General features: G+C 59.3%; 19 protein-coding genes and 1 tRNA gene. 16 read left to right on the top strand and 4 right to left on the bottom strand.

The genetic code is table 11. The annotated features are described in order from the left end of the window. Nucleotides 1–17: 17 nt before the first annotated feature. A complete protein-coding gene (locus ACR0FE_RS10105; RefSeq protein WP_480912678.1) occupies nt 18–497 on the bottom strand; it encodes an SRPBCC family protein in 480 nt (159 codons plus the stop codon). Nucleotides 498–673: 176 nt separating this feature from the next. Between ACR0FE_RS10105 and ACR0FE_RS10100 the strand changes: the two genes are divergently transcribed. From ACR0FE_RS10100 to ACR0FE_RS10030, 15 genes are all read left to right on the top strand, one after another. Next, nucleotides 674–985: an ETC complex I subunit gene (locus ACR0FE_RS10100; protein WP_480912677.1), complete on the top strand. Its 312-nt coding sequence runs from the start codon at nt 674–676 to the stop codon at nt 983–985. After that, nucleotides 986–1,462 (top strand): GNAT family N-acetyltransferase, encoded by a 477-nt coding sequence (locus ACR0FE_RS10095; RefSeq protein ID WP_480912676.1) that lies wholly within the window; start codon nt 986–988, stop codon nt 1,460–1,462. 21 nt (nt 1,463–1,483) lie between these two features. Continuing rightward, nucleotides 1,484–1,560 (top strand) — tRNA-Arg (locus tag ACR0FE_RS10090). A gap of 226 nt (nt 1,561–1,786) precedes the next feature. Continuing rightward, nucleotides 1,787–2,014, top strand: coding sequence for a hypothetical protein (locus tag ACR0FE_RS10085; protein WP_170614199.1), 228 nt, complete (start codon nt 1,787–1,789; stop codon nt 2,012–2,014). 113 nt (nt 2,015–2,127) lie between these two features. Beyond that, nucleotides 2,128–3,246 (top strand): hypothetical protein, encoded by a 1,119-nt coding sequence (locus ACR0FE_RS10080; RefSeq protein ID WP_480912675.1) that lies wholly within the window; start codon nt 2,128–2,130, stop codon nt 3,244–3,246. Between the two features lie 191 nt (nt 3,247–3,437). Beyond that, nucleotides 3,438–4,451 carry an inositol 2-dehydrogenase gene (iolG, locus tag ACR0FE_RS10075; protein ID WP_480912674.1) on the top strand — a complete coding sequence of 338 codons (1,014 nt, stop codon included), beginning with the start codon at nt 3,438–3,440 and terminating at the stop codon, nt 4,449–4,451. Between the two features lie 123 nt (nt 4,452–4,574). Beyond that, entirely contained in the window at nt 4,575–5,495 is a 921-nt protein-coding gene (locus ACR0FE_RS10070) for a sugar ABC transporter substrate-binding protein (RefSeq protein WP_170614202.1), read from the top strand. Nucleotides 5,496–5,564: 69 nt separating this feature from the next. Beyond that, on the top strand, nt 5,565–6,671 hold the full coding sequence (locus ACR0FE_RS10065; protein ID WP_170614203.1) for an ABC transporter permease: 1,107 nt from the start codon (nt 5,565–5,567) through the stop codon (nt 6,669–6,671). Nucleotide 6,672: 1 nt separating this feature from the next. After that, nucleotides 6,673–7,491 (top strand): ATP-binding cassette domain-containing protein, encoded by an 819-nt coding sequence (locus ACR0FE_RS10060; protein WP_170614204.1) that lies wholly within the window; start codon nt 6,673–6,675, stop codon nt 7,489–7,491. A 159-nt stretch (nt 7,492–7,650) separates the two neighbouring features. Further along, nucleotides 7,651–9,483, top strand: a complete 1,833-nt coding sequence (gene iolD / locus ACR0FE_RS10055) for a 3D-(3,5/4)-trihydroxycyclohexane-1,2-dione acylhydrolase (decyclizing) (RefSeq protein ID WP_170679363.1) — start codon at nt 7,651–7,653, stop codon at nt 9,481–9,483. Then, entirely contained in the window at nt 9,480–10,379 is a 900-nt protein-coding gene (iolE, locus tag ACR0FE_RS10050) for a myo-inosose-2 dehydratase (protein WP_480912673.1), read from the top strand. Before iolD ends, iolE begins: the two co-directional genes overlap by 4 nt. Before the next feature lie 47 nt (nt 10,380–10,426). After that, nucleotides 10,427–11,608, top strand: a complete 1,182-nt coding sequence (locus ACR0FE_RS10045) for a phytanoyl-CoA dioxygenase family protein (RefSeq protein ID WP_480812970.1) — start codon at nt 10,427–10,429, stop codon at nt 11,606–11,608. A gap of 50 nt (nt 11,609–11,658) precedes the next feature. After that, nucleotides 11,659–12,465 carry a 5-deoxy-glucuronate isomerase gene (gene iolB / locus ACR0FE_RS10040; RefSeq protein ID WP_480912672.1) on the top strand — a complete coding sequence of 269 codons (807 nt, stop codon included), beginning with the start codon at nt 11,659–11,661 and terminating at the stop codon, nt 12,463–12,465. Beyond that, nucleotides 12,462–13,220, top strand: coding sequence for an SDR family NAD(P)-dependent oxidoreductase (locus ACR0FE_RS10035; RefSeq protein ID WP_480593939.1), 759 nt, complete (start codon nt 12,462–12,464; stop codon nt 13,218–13,220). The genes iolB and ACR0FE_RS10035 overlap by 4 nt, the downstream gene beginning before the upstream one ends. 24 nt (nt 13,221–13,244) lie before the next feature. Next, nucleotides 13,245–14,024, top strand: a complete 780-nt coding sequence (locus ACR0FE_RS10030; RefSeq protein ID WP_170614210.1) for a TIM barrel protein — start codon at nt 13,245–13,247, stop codon at nt 14,022–14,024. Between the two features lie 3 nt (nt 14,025–14,027). On the opposite strand, the gene ACR0FE_RS10025 is transcribed toward ACR0FE_RS10030, so the two are convergent. From ACR0FE_RS10025 to iolC, 3 genes are read right to left on the bottom strand one after another with little or no spacing between them, the layout of a single operon-like run. Continuing rightward, entirely contained in the window at nt 14,028–14,867 is an 840-nt protein-coding gene (locus tag ACR0FE_RS10025) for a class II fructose-bisphosphate aldolase (RefSeq protein ID WP_170614211.1), read from the bottom strand. After that, nucleotides 14,864–15,700, bottom strand: a complete 837-nt coding sequence (locus ACR0FE_RS10020) for a 5-deoxy-glucuronate isomerase (RefSeq protein ID WP_170614212.1) — start codon at nt 15,698–15,700, stop codon at nt 14,864–14,866. The genes ACR0FE_RS10025 and ACR0FE_RS10020 overlap by 4 nt, the downstream gene beginning before the upstream one ends. A 9-nt stretch (nt 15,701–15,709) precedes the next feature. Beyond that, entirely contained in the window at nt 15,710–16,690 is a 981-nt protein-coding gene (gene iolC / locus ACR0FE_RS10015) for a 5-dehydro-2-deoxygluconokinase (RefSeq protein WP_170614213.1), read from the bottom strand. A 112-nt stretch (nt 16,691–16,802) separates the two neighbouring features. Here iolC and ACR0FE_RS10010 point away from each other — a divergent pair, with 112 nt between their 5' ends. Then, nucleotides 16,803–17,906 carry a Gfo/Idh/MocA family protein gene (locus tag ACR0FE_RS10010; protein ID WP_480912671.1) on the top strand — a complete coding sequence of 368 codons (1,104 nt, stop codon included), beginning with the start codon at nt 16,803–16,805 and terminating at the stop codon, nt 17,904–17,906. Nucleotides 17,907–17,940: the final 34 nt, after the last annotated feature.

Raw genomic sequence — 17,940 nt, 5'->3', positions numbered from 1 at the left:
GATTGGAGTGCGCAGTTCTAATAATAGGCAAACTGCAGGTAAGGAATGTGGTCCGACTGCACTTTCTCAGCGAGCGCTTTCAGGTTGCGGTCCAAAACCCGCCCGATCATCGGCTTCAGCAGCATCTGCCCCAACAGCCAACCCAGAGGCCCATATTTCATTTGAAACTCCATGCTCCAGACCACCCTTGAGCGGTTGTTCGCAAGTGGTTCGATAGCAATCGCTGCGTGCGCTTGGGCCAAAGGCATGGCAGACATGTCCGACAGTTGAACACGATAGCCCCGGTTGATTTGCCAGTCCGTGACTTCTTCCACCAATGAGCTGCCGTTTTCAAAGTGGCAGCGCCGTTTTGATCCCACGCCATTCTGGCCTCGTGTCAAGGCATCCACGGATTTTACCTGAGGAGCGAATTCGTCGATATTCATGAACCGGCTCAGTACAGACCAGATGGCCTCGGGCCGGGCATCGATTTCCAGGGTTCTTTCGTGATGGATCATCTGTCTATCCTCGTCATGGGGTTCAACAATATTTAGATGACCATGATGACAGTTTCTGGCATCAGCAGAGCCGTGCGATGCCGAAAGCCTGCGGGCGCGCCGCGACAATTGCGGACTTGTCCCCGTGTGCGCTCTGACGCATAACATCCAAAGCCAAGTGAGTACGGAGAGGCGACATGCGCGCACGGATTTACCAGCCTGCAAGGAATGCGATGACCTCGGGGATGGCCAAGACCCGCAAGTGGGTTCTGGAATATGCCCCTGCATCCGCGCGTGAGGTTGATCCGTTGATGGGCTGGACCTCATCCAGTGACACACAGACCCAGGTGCGTCTCAAGTTCGACACCAAGGAAGAAGCGCTGGACTATGCCAAGAGCAATAGGATTGATGCGGTTGTCAGCGAACCGCACAAGCGCAAACCGAACCTGCGCGCCCGTGGCTATGGCGAGAATTTCGCCACCGACCGGCGCGGTCCCTGGACTCATTGAATGATCGAAATCCGCGAGGCGGACCCAACCTCGGACGCATTGCGCCCGGTGGTCGAGGCGCATTTTGCCCATAGCGAAACGGCAGGGCCTGCAGAAAGCAACCACACCATGGACGCCGAGTCTCTGGCAGGGCCGGGCATTCGGTTCTGGGCGATGTATGAGGCCGGCAAGCCGGTCGGGTGCGGCGCGCTCAAGACCCTGCCGGACGGCACGGCCGAGGTGAAATCCGTGCATATGATCTCAGAAGTGCGCGGGCGCGGGCTGGCGCGCACCATGATGAACCACCTGGCAATTCTGGCGCAGAGCGAAGGGATTTCCGCCCTGGTTCTGGAAACCGGTGCCGATCACCTGCCCGAATATGACGCGGCCCGAAAGCTGTATGAGGCGCTGGGATATGCCTATTGCGGGCCGATCTACGGTTATGAAGACGACCTCAACAGCGCCTTCATGCGCTTGGCCCTTGAACCCCGCCCGTAAAAACCGCAAGAAGGGCGCAGCGGTCCCTTAGCTCAACTGGATAGAGCAGCTGACTTCTAATCAGCAGGTTGAGGGTTCGAGTCCTTCAGGGATCGCCATTTTACAACAACAGGTTAACACCCCGAGCTTGCAAACGCGTGGTTTTATTTTCGTTTGGGCGAAGATTTTCAACGGATCTTTTTAAAAGGCCTGTTCGAAATTTGGCGAATGGCCATACTCTGCCATCTCTTAGGCCCAACGATTTCCCGCACCGTAACGAAAAAGTGGTAATAAAACGCGACGTGGGGCAGTCTGGAAACCTGCGCCCAGCCAGGAGGTTTCGAAATGCCCCGCTACAACGACATGTTCGAACTGTCGGTCAAGGACATCGACCTGATCGAAAGCTCTCTCCGGATCGCTTTGGCATCGCAGTCTCACGCATCTGCGCAAGAGGATGAAGACGAGAAATCGAAGCGCGAGGAAACGCTTCGCGACATTCAGGAATTGTTGGGGCGGCTTCACGACCAGAAGATATTCTACCGGCCAAAAAGCGGCGTTTACGTCGGGGGTTAGGCTGGGGACACGCGGCCCGAACTCGGGCTGTGTTCTGTGCGCTTCGTGAATACGTCACAGACGGATTGGCCCGATCAATGTACCTTTCGAATATTTTTAGAAAGGTCATTGTTATGCGAACATACAAAATCCCGACACAAAAGCTGAGCGTTGCGCCCGGAATCACGGTGAAGTTTCACGGAAAAGTCTATGTGGATTTCCCTAAAGCCAGGATTGAGGTTCCAACAAGCGTAACAGGCTGCAAGGACCACACCTACCGCATCACTCTGGACCCCGCCAAAGGTCATTGGGACGGTCAGGACAGCCACAAATGGACGCTTGCAAACTACGAGGTGGTCGTTCGGCTGAGTATCGATCCAATCAGGCCGAGATTTGTCAACGCCGAAGTCTTTCACCCGGTCAAGGGGAAGCGCCACCGGTTATGGCACGATGAGTTCGACATCTATGACCCTTACAAAGAGCGCAAGGTCGAGATGTTCGCGCAGGGCGCTTTTATCGATCCGATCAAATCGAATGCCGACCATACATATGCGGTTGGATACGATGATGCCGGTAAGCGGAACTACCTGTGGCCTTGCGGGGGCGATCACGACGAAAATCAGCGGTCCATTGGTCATGGAATGGCCTTTCAACCCGAATGTGATTGCCTGTCGCAAATGCGAACCGACCCGCTGACAAAGGGTCTGGCCGGAATCCGGTACGGTCTCGACGGTGTCTGCCATCAGGCGACCAACAGGATCATGTGTACGGCCGGGCTCGAAGTGAACGACGCAAAAGGTTATAAATCAAAGGGCTGGACAAATCTGACGCACACGCTTTACGGGCGGTTGGGTCTGTTGGCCATTGACGGTCTGGGTGTCAAAAAGTGGAAAAGCATCTGCGACGGCTGCCTGACTAAGCGCTACCCGCGGTGTTCGGAAGAAACAGAGTTTTTGGTATCTCCAAACGAACATCCGGGACTGATGCAATCGCACGTGGATTTGCATCAGGAAATGATCGTCCAGTTGCGTCATGACCTGCTGGATGCCTACACGAAGCTTGCTGCCGGAAAGCTGACGCCAACGGAATACGCGGATGTGCTGAACGCATCCATCAATGGCCACAAGGCGCAGATGCAGGACGTTCTGGGTGACACCCTGCATGCAGAGATTTTTGAGGATATCGCCACTGTCGACGTGGTCGTCGTTGACCCCAAAATCGCCGAAGCTGTTTTTGCAAACGGCGTGTCGTAGGCACGCTTCAAGTGCAGTCAGGCAGCAGATCCGGCAACGAAGAACACGGCAAAGCCGGGCCTGCCACATCGGGTCTGACAGGCTCATGCGACCGGATTCTGCACCAATTTTCAGCACTGCGCAAAAACATCTTGCAACCGGTTGCAAAGCGAAACATTCTGTCACGCGAATAAAGGATTCGGGAGAATTGAATGCTGAGGATCGGATTGCTGGGGGCCGGACGTATCGGCCGCGTGCATGCGCAGGCGATCACCGCCCACCCCAAAAGCCAGCTATGTGCTGTGTCCGACGCGGTGGCAGAGGCGGCTGAAAGCCTTGCCTCGGACACCGGGGCCGAGGCCCGCAGTTCTGACGACATCATCGCGGACCCGGCAATCGATGCGGTGCTGATCGCCACGCCAACGGACACTCATTCCGGCCTGATCGAAGCGGCAACCCGTGCCGGAAAGGCGGTTCTGTGTGAAAAACCTGTTGATCTGAACCTCGAACGCGCCATCGCCTGTCAAAAGGCCACGGCGGACAGTGGCCAACCTGTCATGATCGGGTTCAACCGCCGGTTCGACCCCAATTTTTCCGCGCTTAAGGCTGCGTTGGACGCAGGGGAAATCGGCAAATCCGAAATGTTGTCGATCACCTCATTCGACCCCGCTCCACCGCCGGTCGGTTATATCAAGGTGTCCGGCGGCTTGTTCCGGGACATGATGATCCACGATTTCGACATGGCGAATTATCTGATGGGTCAGCTGCCAAAAACCATCTCCGCCGTGGGGACATCGGTTGTGGACCCCGAAATCGGCAAGGCCGGAGACGTGGATACCGCTGTTGTTACAATGACTTATGGTGATGGTCGGATAGCCGTCATCAAGAACTCCCGCCGGGCGGCCTACGGATATGATCAGCGCGTCGAACTGCTGGGTTCTGAGGGGTTGTTGCAGGCTCACAATATGCTGGAAAACACGGTGGTCAAATCCACCGACAAAGGCGTTGTCGGGGCGAAACCAACCTATTTCTTCCTGGAGCGTTACATGCCGGCCTATCAGGCGGAATGGGATGCGTTTGTACAGGCGGCCCTGACGGGTGCCGCGCTGCCGGTGACGCTGGAAGACGGGGTTGCCGCGCTTGCAATGGCCGAGGCCGCGACGCGGTCGGCGCAGTCCGGAAGGCCGGTTGACATGTCTGAAATTTTGAAACCGGTTGCAAAATGACCGGAATGCTTCAAACTGACATCAGCTCCGTATCAGATCGGAGTCGCAGAGATTCGGCACTGCCGAATGATTGGGGCTGACACCCCGACACGAAAATAGACTGTTCTAATGGGAGGAAACAGAATGAATAAGTTCGTAAAGGGCGCACTGGCAGCAGGGGCTCTGGCGCTGGCGACACCTGCATTCGCGCAGGAGATTGTTGTCGTTTCGCACGGCCAGGCCAATGATGCCTTCTGGAACGTCGTCAAGAACGGTGTCGAACAGGCCGGCAAAGACGTGGGCGTGAACGTCGAATACCGCGCGCCTGAAACTTTCGACATGGTGGCCATGTCGCAGCTGATCGACGCAGCCGTGAACCAGGAACCCGATGGTCTGATCGTTTCGATCCCGGATGCGGATGCGCTTGGCCCGTCAATCGAACGCGCAGTTGCAGCCGGTATCCCGGTGATCTCGATCAACTCGGGTTCTGATGTTTCCAAGGAATTGGGCGCCCTGCTGCATGTCGGTCAGGACGAGTTCGACGCGGGCAAGGCTGCTGGCGAAAAACTGGCGTCGATGGGCGGCAGCACGGCGATTTGCGTCAACCACGAGGTGGGCAACGTCGCGCTTGACTTGCGTTGCGCGGGCTTCACCGAAGGTTTTGGCGGCAATGTCGAAGTTCTGCCGACCTCGAACGATCCGTCGGAAATCGAATCGAAGGTGGCTGCTGCGCTGGCCGCTAACGAAGCCATCGACACCGTCATGGCGCTGGGTGCCAGCTCGGCCGGTGAGCCTGCGGTTGCAGCCGTCAAAGGGTCTGGCCGCGACGTGAACGTCGCCTCGTTCGACCTGTCGGCAAACTTCCTGCAGTCGATCGCGGATGGCGACGCGGCCTTTGCCATCGACCAGCAGCAGTATCTGCAGGGCTACTTGTCGGTGAACTTTATGGGTCTGCACGCCAAATATGGCCTGATGCCCGGCGGCAACGTGCCTTCGGGTCCGAACCTGATCACGCAGGAAAAGGCGGCGCAGGTGATCGACCTGTCCGCGCAGGGCATCCGCTAGTCCCGGAAAGTTCCGGCAAACAACAGGATCGGCGCCAGAGCGCCGATCTCACCGAATTGGGAGGAAACCATGAGTGAGTCAGCGCCCGTCGTATCGGACGAAAGGGTCAAGAAAGAACCGTTCCTAACCAAACTCATGAAACGGCCTGAGTTGGGCGCCATGGCAGGTGCCGTCCTGGTTTTCGTGTTCTTTGCGATCACTGCGGATGAGTCGATGTTTACCCTTGCCGGCGTCATGAACTTCATGACCCCCGCCGCGCAGCTGGGGATTCTGGCCATCGGGGCCGCGCTGCTGATGATCGGCGGAGAGTTCGACTTGTCGATCGGGTCGATGGTCGCGTTCTCGGGGCTGTTTTTCGGCGTCTGCGTCGTGACCTGGCAATTGCCGCTGATCTTCGCCATCCCAATGACATTCCTGTTCGCGGCCTGTGTCGGTGCGATCAACGGCAATATCGTGATCCGCTCGGGCCTGCCATCGTTCATCGTGACGCTGGCGTTTCTGTTCATTCTGCGCGGCCTGTCCCTGGTTGGTTTGAAAATGGCGACAGGCGGCTCGACCCAGTTGCGCGGTGTGCGCGATGCGGTCGAAAACGACTGGCTGGCACCATTCTTTTCGGGCGAAGCGTTCGGCGGCCTGTTCGCCTGGCTGGCGGCCAACGGCATGATCGACACGTTCAAAAGCGGTGCGCCCAAGGTGCCGGGTATCCCGGTCGAAATCCTGTGGTTCATCGTCATCACGCTGGCGGCGACTTATGTGCTGCTGCGCACTCCGGTCGGAAACTGGATCTTCGCCTCGGGCGGGGATAGGGTTGCGGCTTCGAACTCGGGTGTTCCGGTCAACCGCGTCAAGGTTTCGCTGTTCATGCTGACCGCCTGCTGCGCCGCATTGGTTGCGATCATCACGGTGATGGACGCTGGTTCGACCGATGCGCGCCGGGGCTTCCAGAAAGAATTCGAGGCGATTATCGCCGCGGTTATCGGCGGCTGTCTGCTGACCGGCGGATATGGCTCGGCCATCGGGGCGTTCTTTGGCTCGATCATCTTCGGCATGGTTGTCATCGGCCTGACCTATACCGACTTCGATCAGGACTGGTTTCAGGTCTTCCTGGGCGCCATGCTGCTGATCGCCGTTCTGTTCAACAACGCGATCCGTAAACGCGTAACCGGGGAGCGCTGATATGACCGAAGACACCAAGTTTCACCACGGCGACGCGACCGATGCCGCCCCGATTGTGGAAATGAAAAATATCGAAAAGCACTTTGGCAATATCATCGCCCTTGCTGGCGTCAGCTTTGACGTCAAGCCCGGGGAATGCCACTGTCTGCTGGGCGACAACGGTGCGGGTAAATCCACTTTCATCAAGACCATGTCCGGCGTGCACAAACCCACCAAGGGCGAGATCTTTTTCGAAGGTCGGCCCCTGCATTTCGACACGCCGCGCGATGCGATGGAGGCGGGCATTGCGACCGTGTTCCAGGATTTGGCAATGATCCCGCTGATGAGCGTGACGCGCAATTTCTTCATGGGCCGCGAGCCTACCAAGGGCAAAGGTCTGCTCAAGCGGTTCGACGTCGATCAGGCAAACGATGTCTGCATGGAAGAGATGCGCAAGATGGGCATCAACCTGCGTGGGCCGGATCAGGCCGTGGGCACCCTGTCCGGGGGGGAGCGTCAAACCGTCGCCATCGCCCGTGCGGTCTATTTCGGTGCCAAGATCCTGATCCTGGACGAACCGACTTCGGCGCTTGGTGTGCGCCAGACTTCGAACGTGCTGGCCACCATCGACAAGGTGCGCAGCCAGGGTGTTGGCGTTGTCTTCATCAGCCACAACGTGCGCCACGCGCTGGCGGTGGGCGACCGCTTTACCGTGCTGAACCGCGGCAAGACTCTGGGCACTGCAAGGCGTGGCGAGATTACGCCGGAAGAGTTGCAGGACCTGATGGCAGGCGGTCAGGAGATGGCCCAGCTCGAAGGATCGCTCGGCGGGACCGTCTGAGCGACGAACTACAGGATGTTCCGCCGCAACAGGTGGGCCATCCAAACCCCGTGGCACCAGACGGCCGCACCCTGATCAGGCCGGTTCATGCGCCTGAAACCTTCAAAAATGCGAAACCCGACAGATTGCCCGCAGCGGCATGTGTTGAAAGGGATCAAGATGAGCAAGACAATCCGACTGACCGCCGCGCAAGCTCTGGTGCGCTATCTGGGGGCACAGATGAACGAGGGCGGAGAGCCTTTCATCGCCGGTGTCTGGGCGATTTTCGGTCACGGCAACGTGGCCGGTCTGGGCGAGGCCTTGCATGGTGTAAGGGACAGCCTGCCAACCTATCGCGGTCATAACGAGCAGACCATGGCGCATGCGGCCATTGCATATTCCAAACAGATGCGCCGCACGCGTGCCATGGCCGTGACCTCGTCAATTGGTCCCGGCGCCACCAACATGGTGACGGCAGCGGCGCTGGCCCATGTGAACCGGCTGCCGGTTCTGCTGCTGCCCGGCGACGTGTTCGCCACGCGCGGTCCCGATCCGGTTCTGCAGCAGATCGAGGATTTCGGAGACGGTACCGTCAGCGCCAATGACTGCTTCAAACCGGTCAGCCGTTATTTCGACCGTATTTCCCGCCCCGAGCACCTGCTCACGGCGCTGCCGCGCGCCTTCCGCACCATGACCGACCCCGCCGATTGCGGGCCGGTAACGCTGGCCTTCTGTCAGGACGTGCAGGCCGAGGCCTACGACTACCCCGAAAGTTTCTTTGAACCCCGTGTCTGGTATCAACGCCGCATCCGCCCGGACGAGGGCGAACTGGCCCGCGCCGTGGCCGCGATCAGGGCAGCAAAACGCCCGGTTATCGTTGCCGGCGGCGGGGTGCACTATTCAGGCGCGACCGATGCGCTGCAAAGCTTTGTTGAAACGCACAACATTCCGATTGCCGAGACGCAGGCGGGCAAATCCGCGCTGGCCTGGGATCATCCGCTGAATCTGGGCCCCATTGGTGTGACCGGCGGGCAACCCGCCAATGATATCTGCGCCGAAGCCGATCTGGTCTTGGGCATCGGTACGCGTTTGCAGGATTTCACTACCGGCTCGTGGGGTCTGTTCTCGAACCCCGAACGCGAGATGGTCTGCCTGAACACTGCTACCTATGACGCCGAGAAACATGGCGCGATGCCCCTGCAATCTGATGCGCGTGTCGGGTTGGAGGAGTTGGGCGTCGCTCTTCAGGGCTACCGCGCTGATCCCGTGGCTGACACGCTGAAGGCGGAATGGTTCGGCAAGGTCGACAAACTGACAGACGCGCCCGGCGACGGCAATGCCCTGCCCACGGACATGCAGGTGGTGGGCGCGGTTCAGCGCGCCGCGCATGACGATACAGTGGTCATGTGCGCGGCGGGCACCATGCCGGGTGAGTTGCACAAGCTGTGGAAAGCGCCGCGCCCCGGTGCCTACCACATGGAATACGGCTTTAGCTGCATGGGGTACGAGATCGCGGGGGCGATGGGCATCAAGATGGCCCAGCCCGATCGGGACGTGATCTGCTTTACAGGCGACGGCACCTATATGATGGCGAACTCGGAAATGGCGACGGCGGCGATGATGGGTGTCTCTTTCACCGTGGTCATTACCGACAACCGCGGCTTTGGCTGCATCAACCGTCTTCAGATGGGTACGGGTGGGGCCGAGTTTAACAACCTGCTGGATCATGCGGTGCATGAGAACCCCTCGGCCATTGATTTTGCAGCCCATGCGGCGGCGATGGGGGCGACATCGGTCAAGGTCAGCAGCATTGCCGACCTGGAAGATGCGCTTGCCAAACGTGGCGAGGTCACAGGGCCTTACGTGGTGGTAATCGACACCGATCCGTACCCCTCGACCGAATATGGCGGCACATGGTGGGAAGTTGCGGTTCCCGAGGTCAGCATCCGCCCTGAAGTGAATGAAAAGCGCGCGGCCTATGAAGTCGCCATCAAGGAAAGAAACACGAAATGAGCGTGAAAATCGGGATCTCTCCGATCGCCTGGCAAAATGATGACCTGCCGGACCTGACCGCGGCCTATACAATGGAGCAGGCGCTGAAGGAGTCGCGTGAGATCGGTTACACCGGTGTCGAACGCGGCCAGCGGATGCCCGGCGACACTGACCGGCTGCGTGCCTATCTGGAAGGCAATGATATCGCGCTATGCGGTGGCTGGTGCTCGGGCGCGTCGCTGGTCAACGATTTCGCGACGGAGCGCGAGGCCGTGCGCGAGCAGGTTGAGCAATTCGTGGCTCTGAACAGTCCGTGCATCGTTTATGCCGAATGCTCGAACACCGTGCAGGGTCAGATCGGCACCCCGGTCAACAACCGCCCGAAAATGTCCAGGGACGAGGTCTTGGCCTATGCCGCCAAGATCACCGAGCTGGCGAAATGGATGGCGGATCAGGGTATGCCGATGGCCTACCACCACCACATGGGCACGATCATCGAAACCGAAGATGACGTGAACTGGCTGATGGAAGGGTCGGGCCCAGAGGTAAATCTATGTTTCGACACCGGCCACCTGCTGTTTGGCGGTGGGGATGTTCTGGCCACCCTGAGCCGCTGGGGCGACCGGGTGCACCATGTCCATTTCAAGGACATCCGTCCGGCGGTCGTGCAGGACGTGCGCGAGAACAACCGCAGCTTTCTGGATGCGGTGATTGCCGGCGCGTTCACGGTTCCGGGCGATGGCTGCATCGACTTTCAGGCCGTGTCCAATGCGCTGAAAGCGATGGATTACGACGGCTGGATCGTGGTCGAGGCCGAGCAGGACCCTGCCAAAGCGCCACCCTATGAATACTCCAAGAAAGGCTACGACCACATCGTCGAGGTCTGTGGTCAGGCCGGATTGGAGATCGTCGCGTAACATCCGCCCAATTGGGCAACACCTTGGCCATGAGAAAGGAGAACGTCATGGTAGATCGGGACCTTGGTTTTGTCGGTTATTTCGACCGGGAATCCTGTGATCTGGATGAATTCAAGGTGCTGACCTCTCAGAATCTCGACGCCGACGCGGTGCCTCATGCCGCGTCGGTCGAAAAGAACGTTCCGATCTACGACATGCAGGCCCTGCGCCCGACGCTGGAACAGGCGGATCAGCGCAAGGCGCTGTTGGCAGAATGGGGCCGCGTTCTGGGCAAATCCGCGGGTGTGATTGCCCTGAAAGGTGCCTTCGCGGACACGTCCGTGATCGACCGGGCCAGCGATGTCTTCCATCGGATCATCGCGGAAGAACGCCAAAGCGGCGCGGGTGAGGGCGATCACTTTGCCGCATCGGGCGCCAATGACCGGGTCTGGAACGCGCTGCAAAAGCAGTGCCTACGTGACCCTGAAGGCTTTGCGCTTTATTTCGGAAATACGGTCATCTCCGCCGCTTGTGAGGCGTGGTTGGGGCCGAACTATCAGGTCACGGCCCAGATCAATCAGGTACGTCCCGGAGGCAAGGCCCAGCAGGCGCACCGCGATTACCATCTGGGGTTCCAGAGCGCCGACACGGCCGCGCGCTATCCGGCGCACGCCCATCTGGTTACCGCATCTTTGACCTTGCAGGGGGCGGTTGCCCATTGCGACATGCCGATCGAAAGCGGCCCGACCAAGCTGCTGCCGTTCTCGCAGCTTTATCCGCCGGGCTATCTGGCCTTTCATGACGCGGCGCATCGGGCGCATTTCGAACAAAACTGTATTCAGTTGCCTTTGGAAAAAGGGGATGCGGTGTTCTTCAACCCGGCCCTGTTTCATGCCGCAGGGGAAAACAGCAGCGCGGATATTCACCGGATGGCGAACCTGCTGCAGATTTCATCCGCCTTTGGCCGCGCGATGGAGGCGATTGACCGGCGTTCCATGTCTCAGGCTGTGTTTCCGGCGCTGATTGCACTGAGACAACGCGGTGAACTCAGCACGGCAGAGTTGGATGCAGCTATTGCCGCAACGGCCGAGGGTTATCCGTTTCCAACCAATCTGGACACCGACCCACCCATCGGTGGCAACGCGCCCGAAAGTCAGGCCGACATCCTGCGCCGGGCTGTGTCTGAGGGATGGACCGAAGCGCAACTGTCCGAGGCCTACGCAGCCCTGCAAACAAGGCAAGCTGCCTGAATTCAAGACACTGGCGGGCCGTCAAGGCCCGCCCAATAAGGAGAAAACACATGGCAGACCTGCTGAAAAAGCCGTTCGGAACCCGGGGCAAGGTGCACGATATCACGCCCGCAAGTGCCGGGTGGCGCTATGTCGGTTTCGGGCTTTACCATCTGAAAGCGGGCGACCGGGCAGCCGAGGCAACCGGCGACCGCGAGGTCATTCTGGTGATGGTTGAAGGCAAGGCACAGATCAGCGGAGCGGAGCAGGACTGGGGCGTTCTTGGTGACAGGATGAGTGTTTTTGAGAAAACCCCGCCCCATTGCCTCTATCTGCCAAACGGAACCGAGTGGGAGGCTGTGGCCGAAACCGATTGCGTCATCGCCGTATGCTCGGCCCCGAGCAGGGGCGGACATCAGGCCCGCCGCATCGGCCCCGATGGGATTACCCTGACCGAACGGGGCAAGGGTGTGAACACGCGCTACATCAACAACATCGCGATGGAGAATGAAGACTACGCCGACAGCCTGCTGGTGACTGAAGTGTTCACGCCGAACGGGCACTGGTCCAGCTATCCCAGCCACCGCCATGACGAGGATGACTATCCGCGCATCACCTATCTTGAGGAAACCTATTACCACCGCCTGAACCCCGCCAATGGATTTGGCATTCAAAGGGTCTATACCGATGACGGGCAGCTGGATGAGACGATGGCCGTTTCGGATGGCGATGTTGTGACCGTCCCGCGCGGACATCACCCTTGCGGTGCGCCATATGGTTTTGAGATGTATTACCTGAATGTCATGGCCGGCCCGCTGCGAAAGTGGCGCTTTGTTCCGGCCCACGAAGTTGAATGGATCCTGGAGCGGGACGGTTGACCGATAGCTTTGCCAGTTACCCCAGCCTTGCAGGCCAAACCGTCTTCGTCACAGGCGGCGCTGGCGGCATCGGGGCCGAAACCGTGCGGGCCTTTGCCGCACAGGGTGCGAAGGTAGGGTTTCTGGACATCAACGCGGATGCCGGGCTCGCCTTGCTGGCCGATCTGGACGGCGAGCACGCCTTTGCCCAATGCGATCTGCGCGATATCGAAGCCCTGCAGACGGCAATCGGAGAACTGGCCGACGAATTGGGTGCTGCCGATGTACTGGTCAACAATGCCGCCCATGACGACCGCCACGACTGGCGCGAAGTGACGGCCGAGTATTGGGATGAACGTATGGCGATCAACCTGCGCCACATGTTCTTTGCCATTCAGTCTGTTGCTCCGGGCATGATTGCAAAAGGCGGCGGCTCAATCATCAATCTCGGTTCGAATTCCTGGTGGGAGGCCGGGGCCGGTTTCCCCGCCTACGCCACGGCAAAATCCGCCGTTCACGGCCTGACCCGAACCATGGCGCGCGAGCTTGGAGACCACCGGATTCGCATCAACACCGTTGTGCCCGGCTGGATCATGACGGACCGACAGAAAGACCTGTGGGTGACGCCCGAAGCGCTGGCAAAACAGGTTGACCGGCAATGTCTGCCCGACCCCATCGATCCCGTCTACGTGGCCCGCATGGTTCTGTTTCTGGCCTCTGATGATGCCGCGATGTGCAGCGCTGGCAATTTCATGGTCGAAGGCGGCTCGATCTGATCTGCACTTTCTAGGAGAGCTGGCATGTCCCATCCGTTTCAACTTGCGGCCTGCGCCGAGATGCTCTGGCTGGATAAACCTCTGCACTGGCGGGCGGCGCGGCTGAAGGAAATGGGGTTCGGCGTGGGGCTTTGGAGCTGGCCTGATCTGGACCTACCAAAGCTTGAAGCCACCGGCGCGGAATTCACCATCATGGACGGCTATGTGGAAGGACGACTGGCCGATGATGAAGGCGCCGAGATGCTGCTGAAAACCGCACGCGAGTCGGCACAGGTCGGCAAGCGGCTGGGTGTACAACGCCTGAATTTGCACGGAACGGGTCTGGGCGAAAACGGAATACCAATCTGGCAGCATGATGTCGTGACCGGCCAGATGTGGCTGAAAGCGCGCGATACGCTGAACCGCATTTGTGATCTGGCCGAGGAGGAAGGCGTGGTCTTCACGCTGGAAAATCTCAACCAACTGGACCATCCCGGTTGTCCGTTCGGATCGACCGAAGACGTTCTGGCCCTGGTGTCGTCTGTTGACCGCCCTCAGCTGCGCATCAATCTGGATCTCTATCACACGCAAATCGGCGAAGGCGACCTGATCCGCTGGTGCGACAAATGCCTGCCCTGGATCGGTGAGATTCAGGTGGCTGACAATCCCGGCCGATGTGAGCCCGGAACGGGCGAGGTCAACTACGCCTCGGTCGCGCGTGCGCTTTTTGATCTTGAGTATCGGGGGCCGGTGGGCATGGAAGCCTACGCGCTGGAGGATCCCGAAACTGCGCTGGCCGCGTTCCGAGCGGCATTCACGGTCTGACGATTATCGCTGTAGTGGGGCGCCGAATGCGCGGATCACCGTTCGGGCGGCGGCTTCGACCGGATCGTGCGTCTCTTTCAAAATGGTGACACGATCGAACCGGTCGGGGTCGCGGTTGACCGCGTCGCGCAATGCGGCGCCAAAGGCCATGCGCAGCTCGGTTCCGATGTTGAATTTGCAGATCGAGCTGTCACGCGCCAGCCGGCTGCGCTGTTCCACCGGCACACCGGAGCCGCCATGAATCACCAATGGCACGTCTGTCATCGCGTCGATCCGCGCGATGCGGTCCTCGTCCAGACCGCCTTCCTTGTTTTCCTGCAAATGGACATTTCCGACCGAGATCGCCATCGCATCCACACCGCTTTCGCGGGCGAATTTTGCAGCTTCTTCCGGATCGGTTCCGTTTGATCCCTCGCCCCCCGAATAGCCGACAAAACCGATCTCGCCCTCGCAGGAAATCCCTGCCGCATGGGCCATTTCGGCAATCGCCGCCGTTTCATCGATATTTTGCTGCAGTGGCTTGCGCGACCCATCGAACATCAACGAGGTAAAGCCGCTGTCCTGCGCTATTTTGCATTCCTCGAACGTGTAGCCATGGTCCAGATGCGCGACGACAGGAACCGAGGCGTTTTCGGCCAGATGCCGGAACATCTTGCCAAGAATCGGCAACGGCGTGTGCTCGCGGCAGCTGGGGCCCGCCTGCAGGATCACCGGCGCGTTTTCCGCCTCGGCCGCGGCTACATAGGCGCGCATGTCTTCCCACCCCAGCGTGACAAGGCCCCCCACGGCATAGCCCTGTTCATAGGCGGGCCTCAGAACTTCGGAAAGCGTAACAAGGGTCATTTGAATTTCGCGATCATGTCTTTGATGCCTGGAATCGTCTCAATCTGGTAGGCATGTGTCGGCTGGAAATACTGCACCAGCGAGCGCTGGCTGAGGCCGCCGAGGATGGTGAAATAGTACATCTCATACCCCGGCAGTACGCAGCAGGGATGATAGCCGTTGTCGATGCAGATCGTGGATCCGTCGACAATATGATAGGCATCGCCGGGTTCGTTGTCCTCGCGCTGCAGCATTTGCAGGCCAGACCCCCAGTTGGGTTTGAAACGGAAATTGTAGGTCTCGTCATGCCGGGATTCGTCCGGCAAGCGATTGGTGTCGTGTTTGTGGCTGGGGAAACCCGACCATCCGCCCTGACCGACTGTGAACAACTCGCTGACCAACAGGCGACCAACCTTGTCATGCTGTTTCTGGCCGAGGATGTGCTTGATCTTGCGGTGCGTTTTGGTGTCGTCGCTGCCGTATTGCACAAGGTCATGCTGGCGCACATCGAACGGATCCAGAACCTTGTCGTATTTTGCACCCGCAACAAACACCTCGGTCTCGTCCGACACGCAGACCATCTGCGCCTTTGCGCCCACCGGCACATAGACACCTTCCGGCTCGCCGTCCCAGACATCGTCGCCCCGGTTGCCCAACCGGGGGAACTGAACCCCTTCGACATCGACATCGACACTGCCGGTGGCGGGCACGATGCAGGTCTCATAGCCGGGCACCTGATATTCGAACGCCTCGCCCTTCTTCAGCTTGACGATGTTGAAATAGTTCAGCGGAACGGTCGGATCGTCCGCGTCGACGATCGGGTTGTTCCGGTTGTCATAAGGCGCGATATGCATATCAAACTCCTATGAGGTGGGGCCGGGATGCGCGGCCAAAAAAGCGTTCAGTTCCGGCGTCGTCGGCATAGCGGGGGCGCAACCGGGTTGCGACACCACAATCGAGGCACAGGCCGAGCCACGCATCACGGCATCTTCCAGCGAATACCCCGCCGCAATTGAGGCCAGCAGACCGGCCATGAAACTGTCGCCGGCGCCGACGGGCTTGATCGCATCGACAGGGTAGATTCCGGTCGTGATCTCCTGACCGTCAGCAAGGGTCACGGCACCTTTTTCGCCCATCTTGTAAATCACGACGCGGCCCGGTTTTGCGGCCAGTTCACGGGCCTTGGCAAACCCCTTGTCGATGCCACCCGCCATGAACCCGAATTCTTCGTCATTGCCCACGATCAGGTCGCTCGCTTCGCCTGCCCGGGACAGAACGTCGGCGGCAACCTCGGGCGAAGGCCAGCTATAGGGGCGATAGTCGATGTCGAAAATCACCGGCAGACCTGCGTTGCGCGCGTTCTCGAAGGCGCGGAACGTGGCGCTGCGTGAGGGTTCCGAAGCAAATACCGTTCCGGCAGAAAGGACGGCTGAGAAGGCGCCGTAGTCGACCTTGTCCACATCCTCTTCCGTGACCTGGAAATCGACCGCGCCGTTGCGATAGATCACGTTCTGGAAGTTCTCGGTCGTGCTTTCATAGATCGCCATGGACATGCGGTATTCACCGCCGACCACGCGGATGTAGGATGTATCCACGCCGTAGTGCCGCAACCGGTTCAGGCAAAACCGCGCAACGGCGTCGTCCGAAACCGACGTGACCAGCGATGCCCGGCTGCCCAGCTTGACCAGACCGGCACATATGTTGGCGGACGAGCCACCCAGATCGGCGTGGAAGGTATCGGCATCCTCGCTTTTGACACCGATCGGGGTCGCGAACAAATCCATGCCTGCGCGCCCGAAAACGGCAAACCGGTTTCCTTTGATACCATCTATCAAAGCGCTCAATTCATGTCCTCCGGCAAAATGGGGTCGGCAAAGTTTGGACCTTGCGTTGAATCGATTCACACGATACTGATTTTGCAACCGGTTGCAAATGATATGTTCGGAGCCGTGACAGATGCCTGAAATCGGAATTGGAATTGTTGGTGGCGGCTATATGGGCAAGGCCCATTCCGTTGCCATGGCGGCGGTGGGCGCGGTGTTCAACACCGCGTTGCGTCCGCGTCTCGAGATGATCTGTGCCTCTAGCCTCGAAAGCGCAGAACGGTATCGGACGGCCTATGGATTCAAGCGCGCGACCGGTGATTGGCGGGCGCTGGTCAACTATCCGGAGGTCGAGGCCGTGGTCATCGCCTCGCCGCAGGAAACCCACCGCCAGATTGCCGAGGCGGCCTTTGCCCTGGGCAAGCCGGTACTGTGCGAAAAACCTCTGGGCGCATCGATGGAGGATGGCGAGGCAATGGTTGCCGCAGCCGAAGCGGCCGGTGTCGCGAACATGGTCGGGTTCAACTATGTCCGCACGCCCGCGACTCAATTTGCACGGAAACTGATTGCTGACGGAGAATTGGGTGATGTCACCTGGTTCCGGGGCGAACATACCGAGGACTTTTATGCCGATCCCGACGCTCCGGCCACGTGGCGCACGACGGGCATGGCCAACGGAACCATTGGCGATCTTGCGCCCCATATGGTCAATGGCGCGCTTGCCTTGATGGGACCGATTGCCGAGGTGATGGCCGAGGTTGAAACCGTCCACGAAAACCGCCCAGGCGGCAAAGTCACCAATGACGACCATGCCCAGATCATGTGCCGGTTCGCAAATGGCGCGATGGGCAATATCTATGTCAGCCGCATCTCAACCGGGCGTAAGATGGGCTACGCATATGAGATTTCGGGCACCAAGGGCGCGCTTCGGTTCGATCAGGAAGACCAAAACGCCCTTTGGTTCTATCGCCGCGAAGGTTCCGAGGCGCATCGCGGATTTACCAAAATCCTGACAGGCCCCGCGCACCCCGACTATGAACCCTTTTGTCAGGGCCCGGGTCACGGCACTGGTTATCAGGACCAGATCATCATCGAGGCCAAGGACTTCCTGCAGGCCATCGACACTGGCGAGCCGATCTGGCCAACTTTCCGCGACGGGCATGAGGTCAACCGCGTGCTGGCGGCTGCACTGGCATCGTCGGAGCAGCGGCAATGGACAGAGATCTGCGATTTCTGATCGCAAAAACACCAAATTTCTACAGAGAGAAAAA

This window comes from Ruegeria sp. K7 (assembly GCF_056531785.1).
This window is presented reverse-complemented; position numbering and strand designations above follow the sequence as displayed.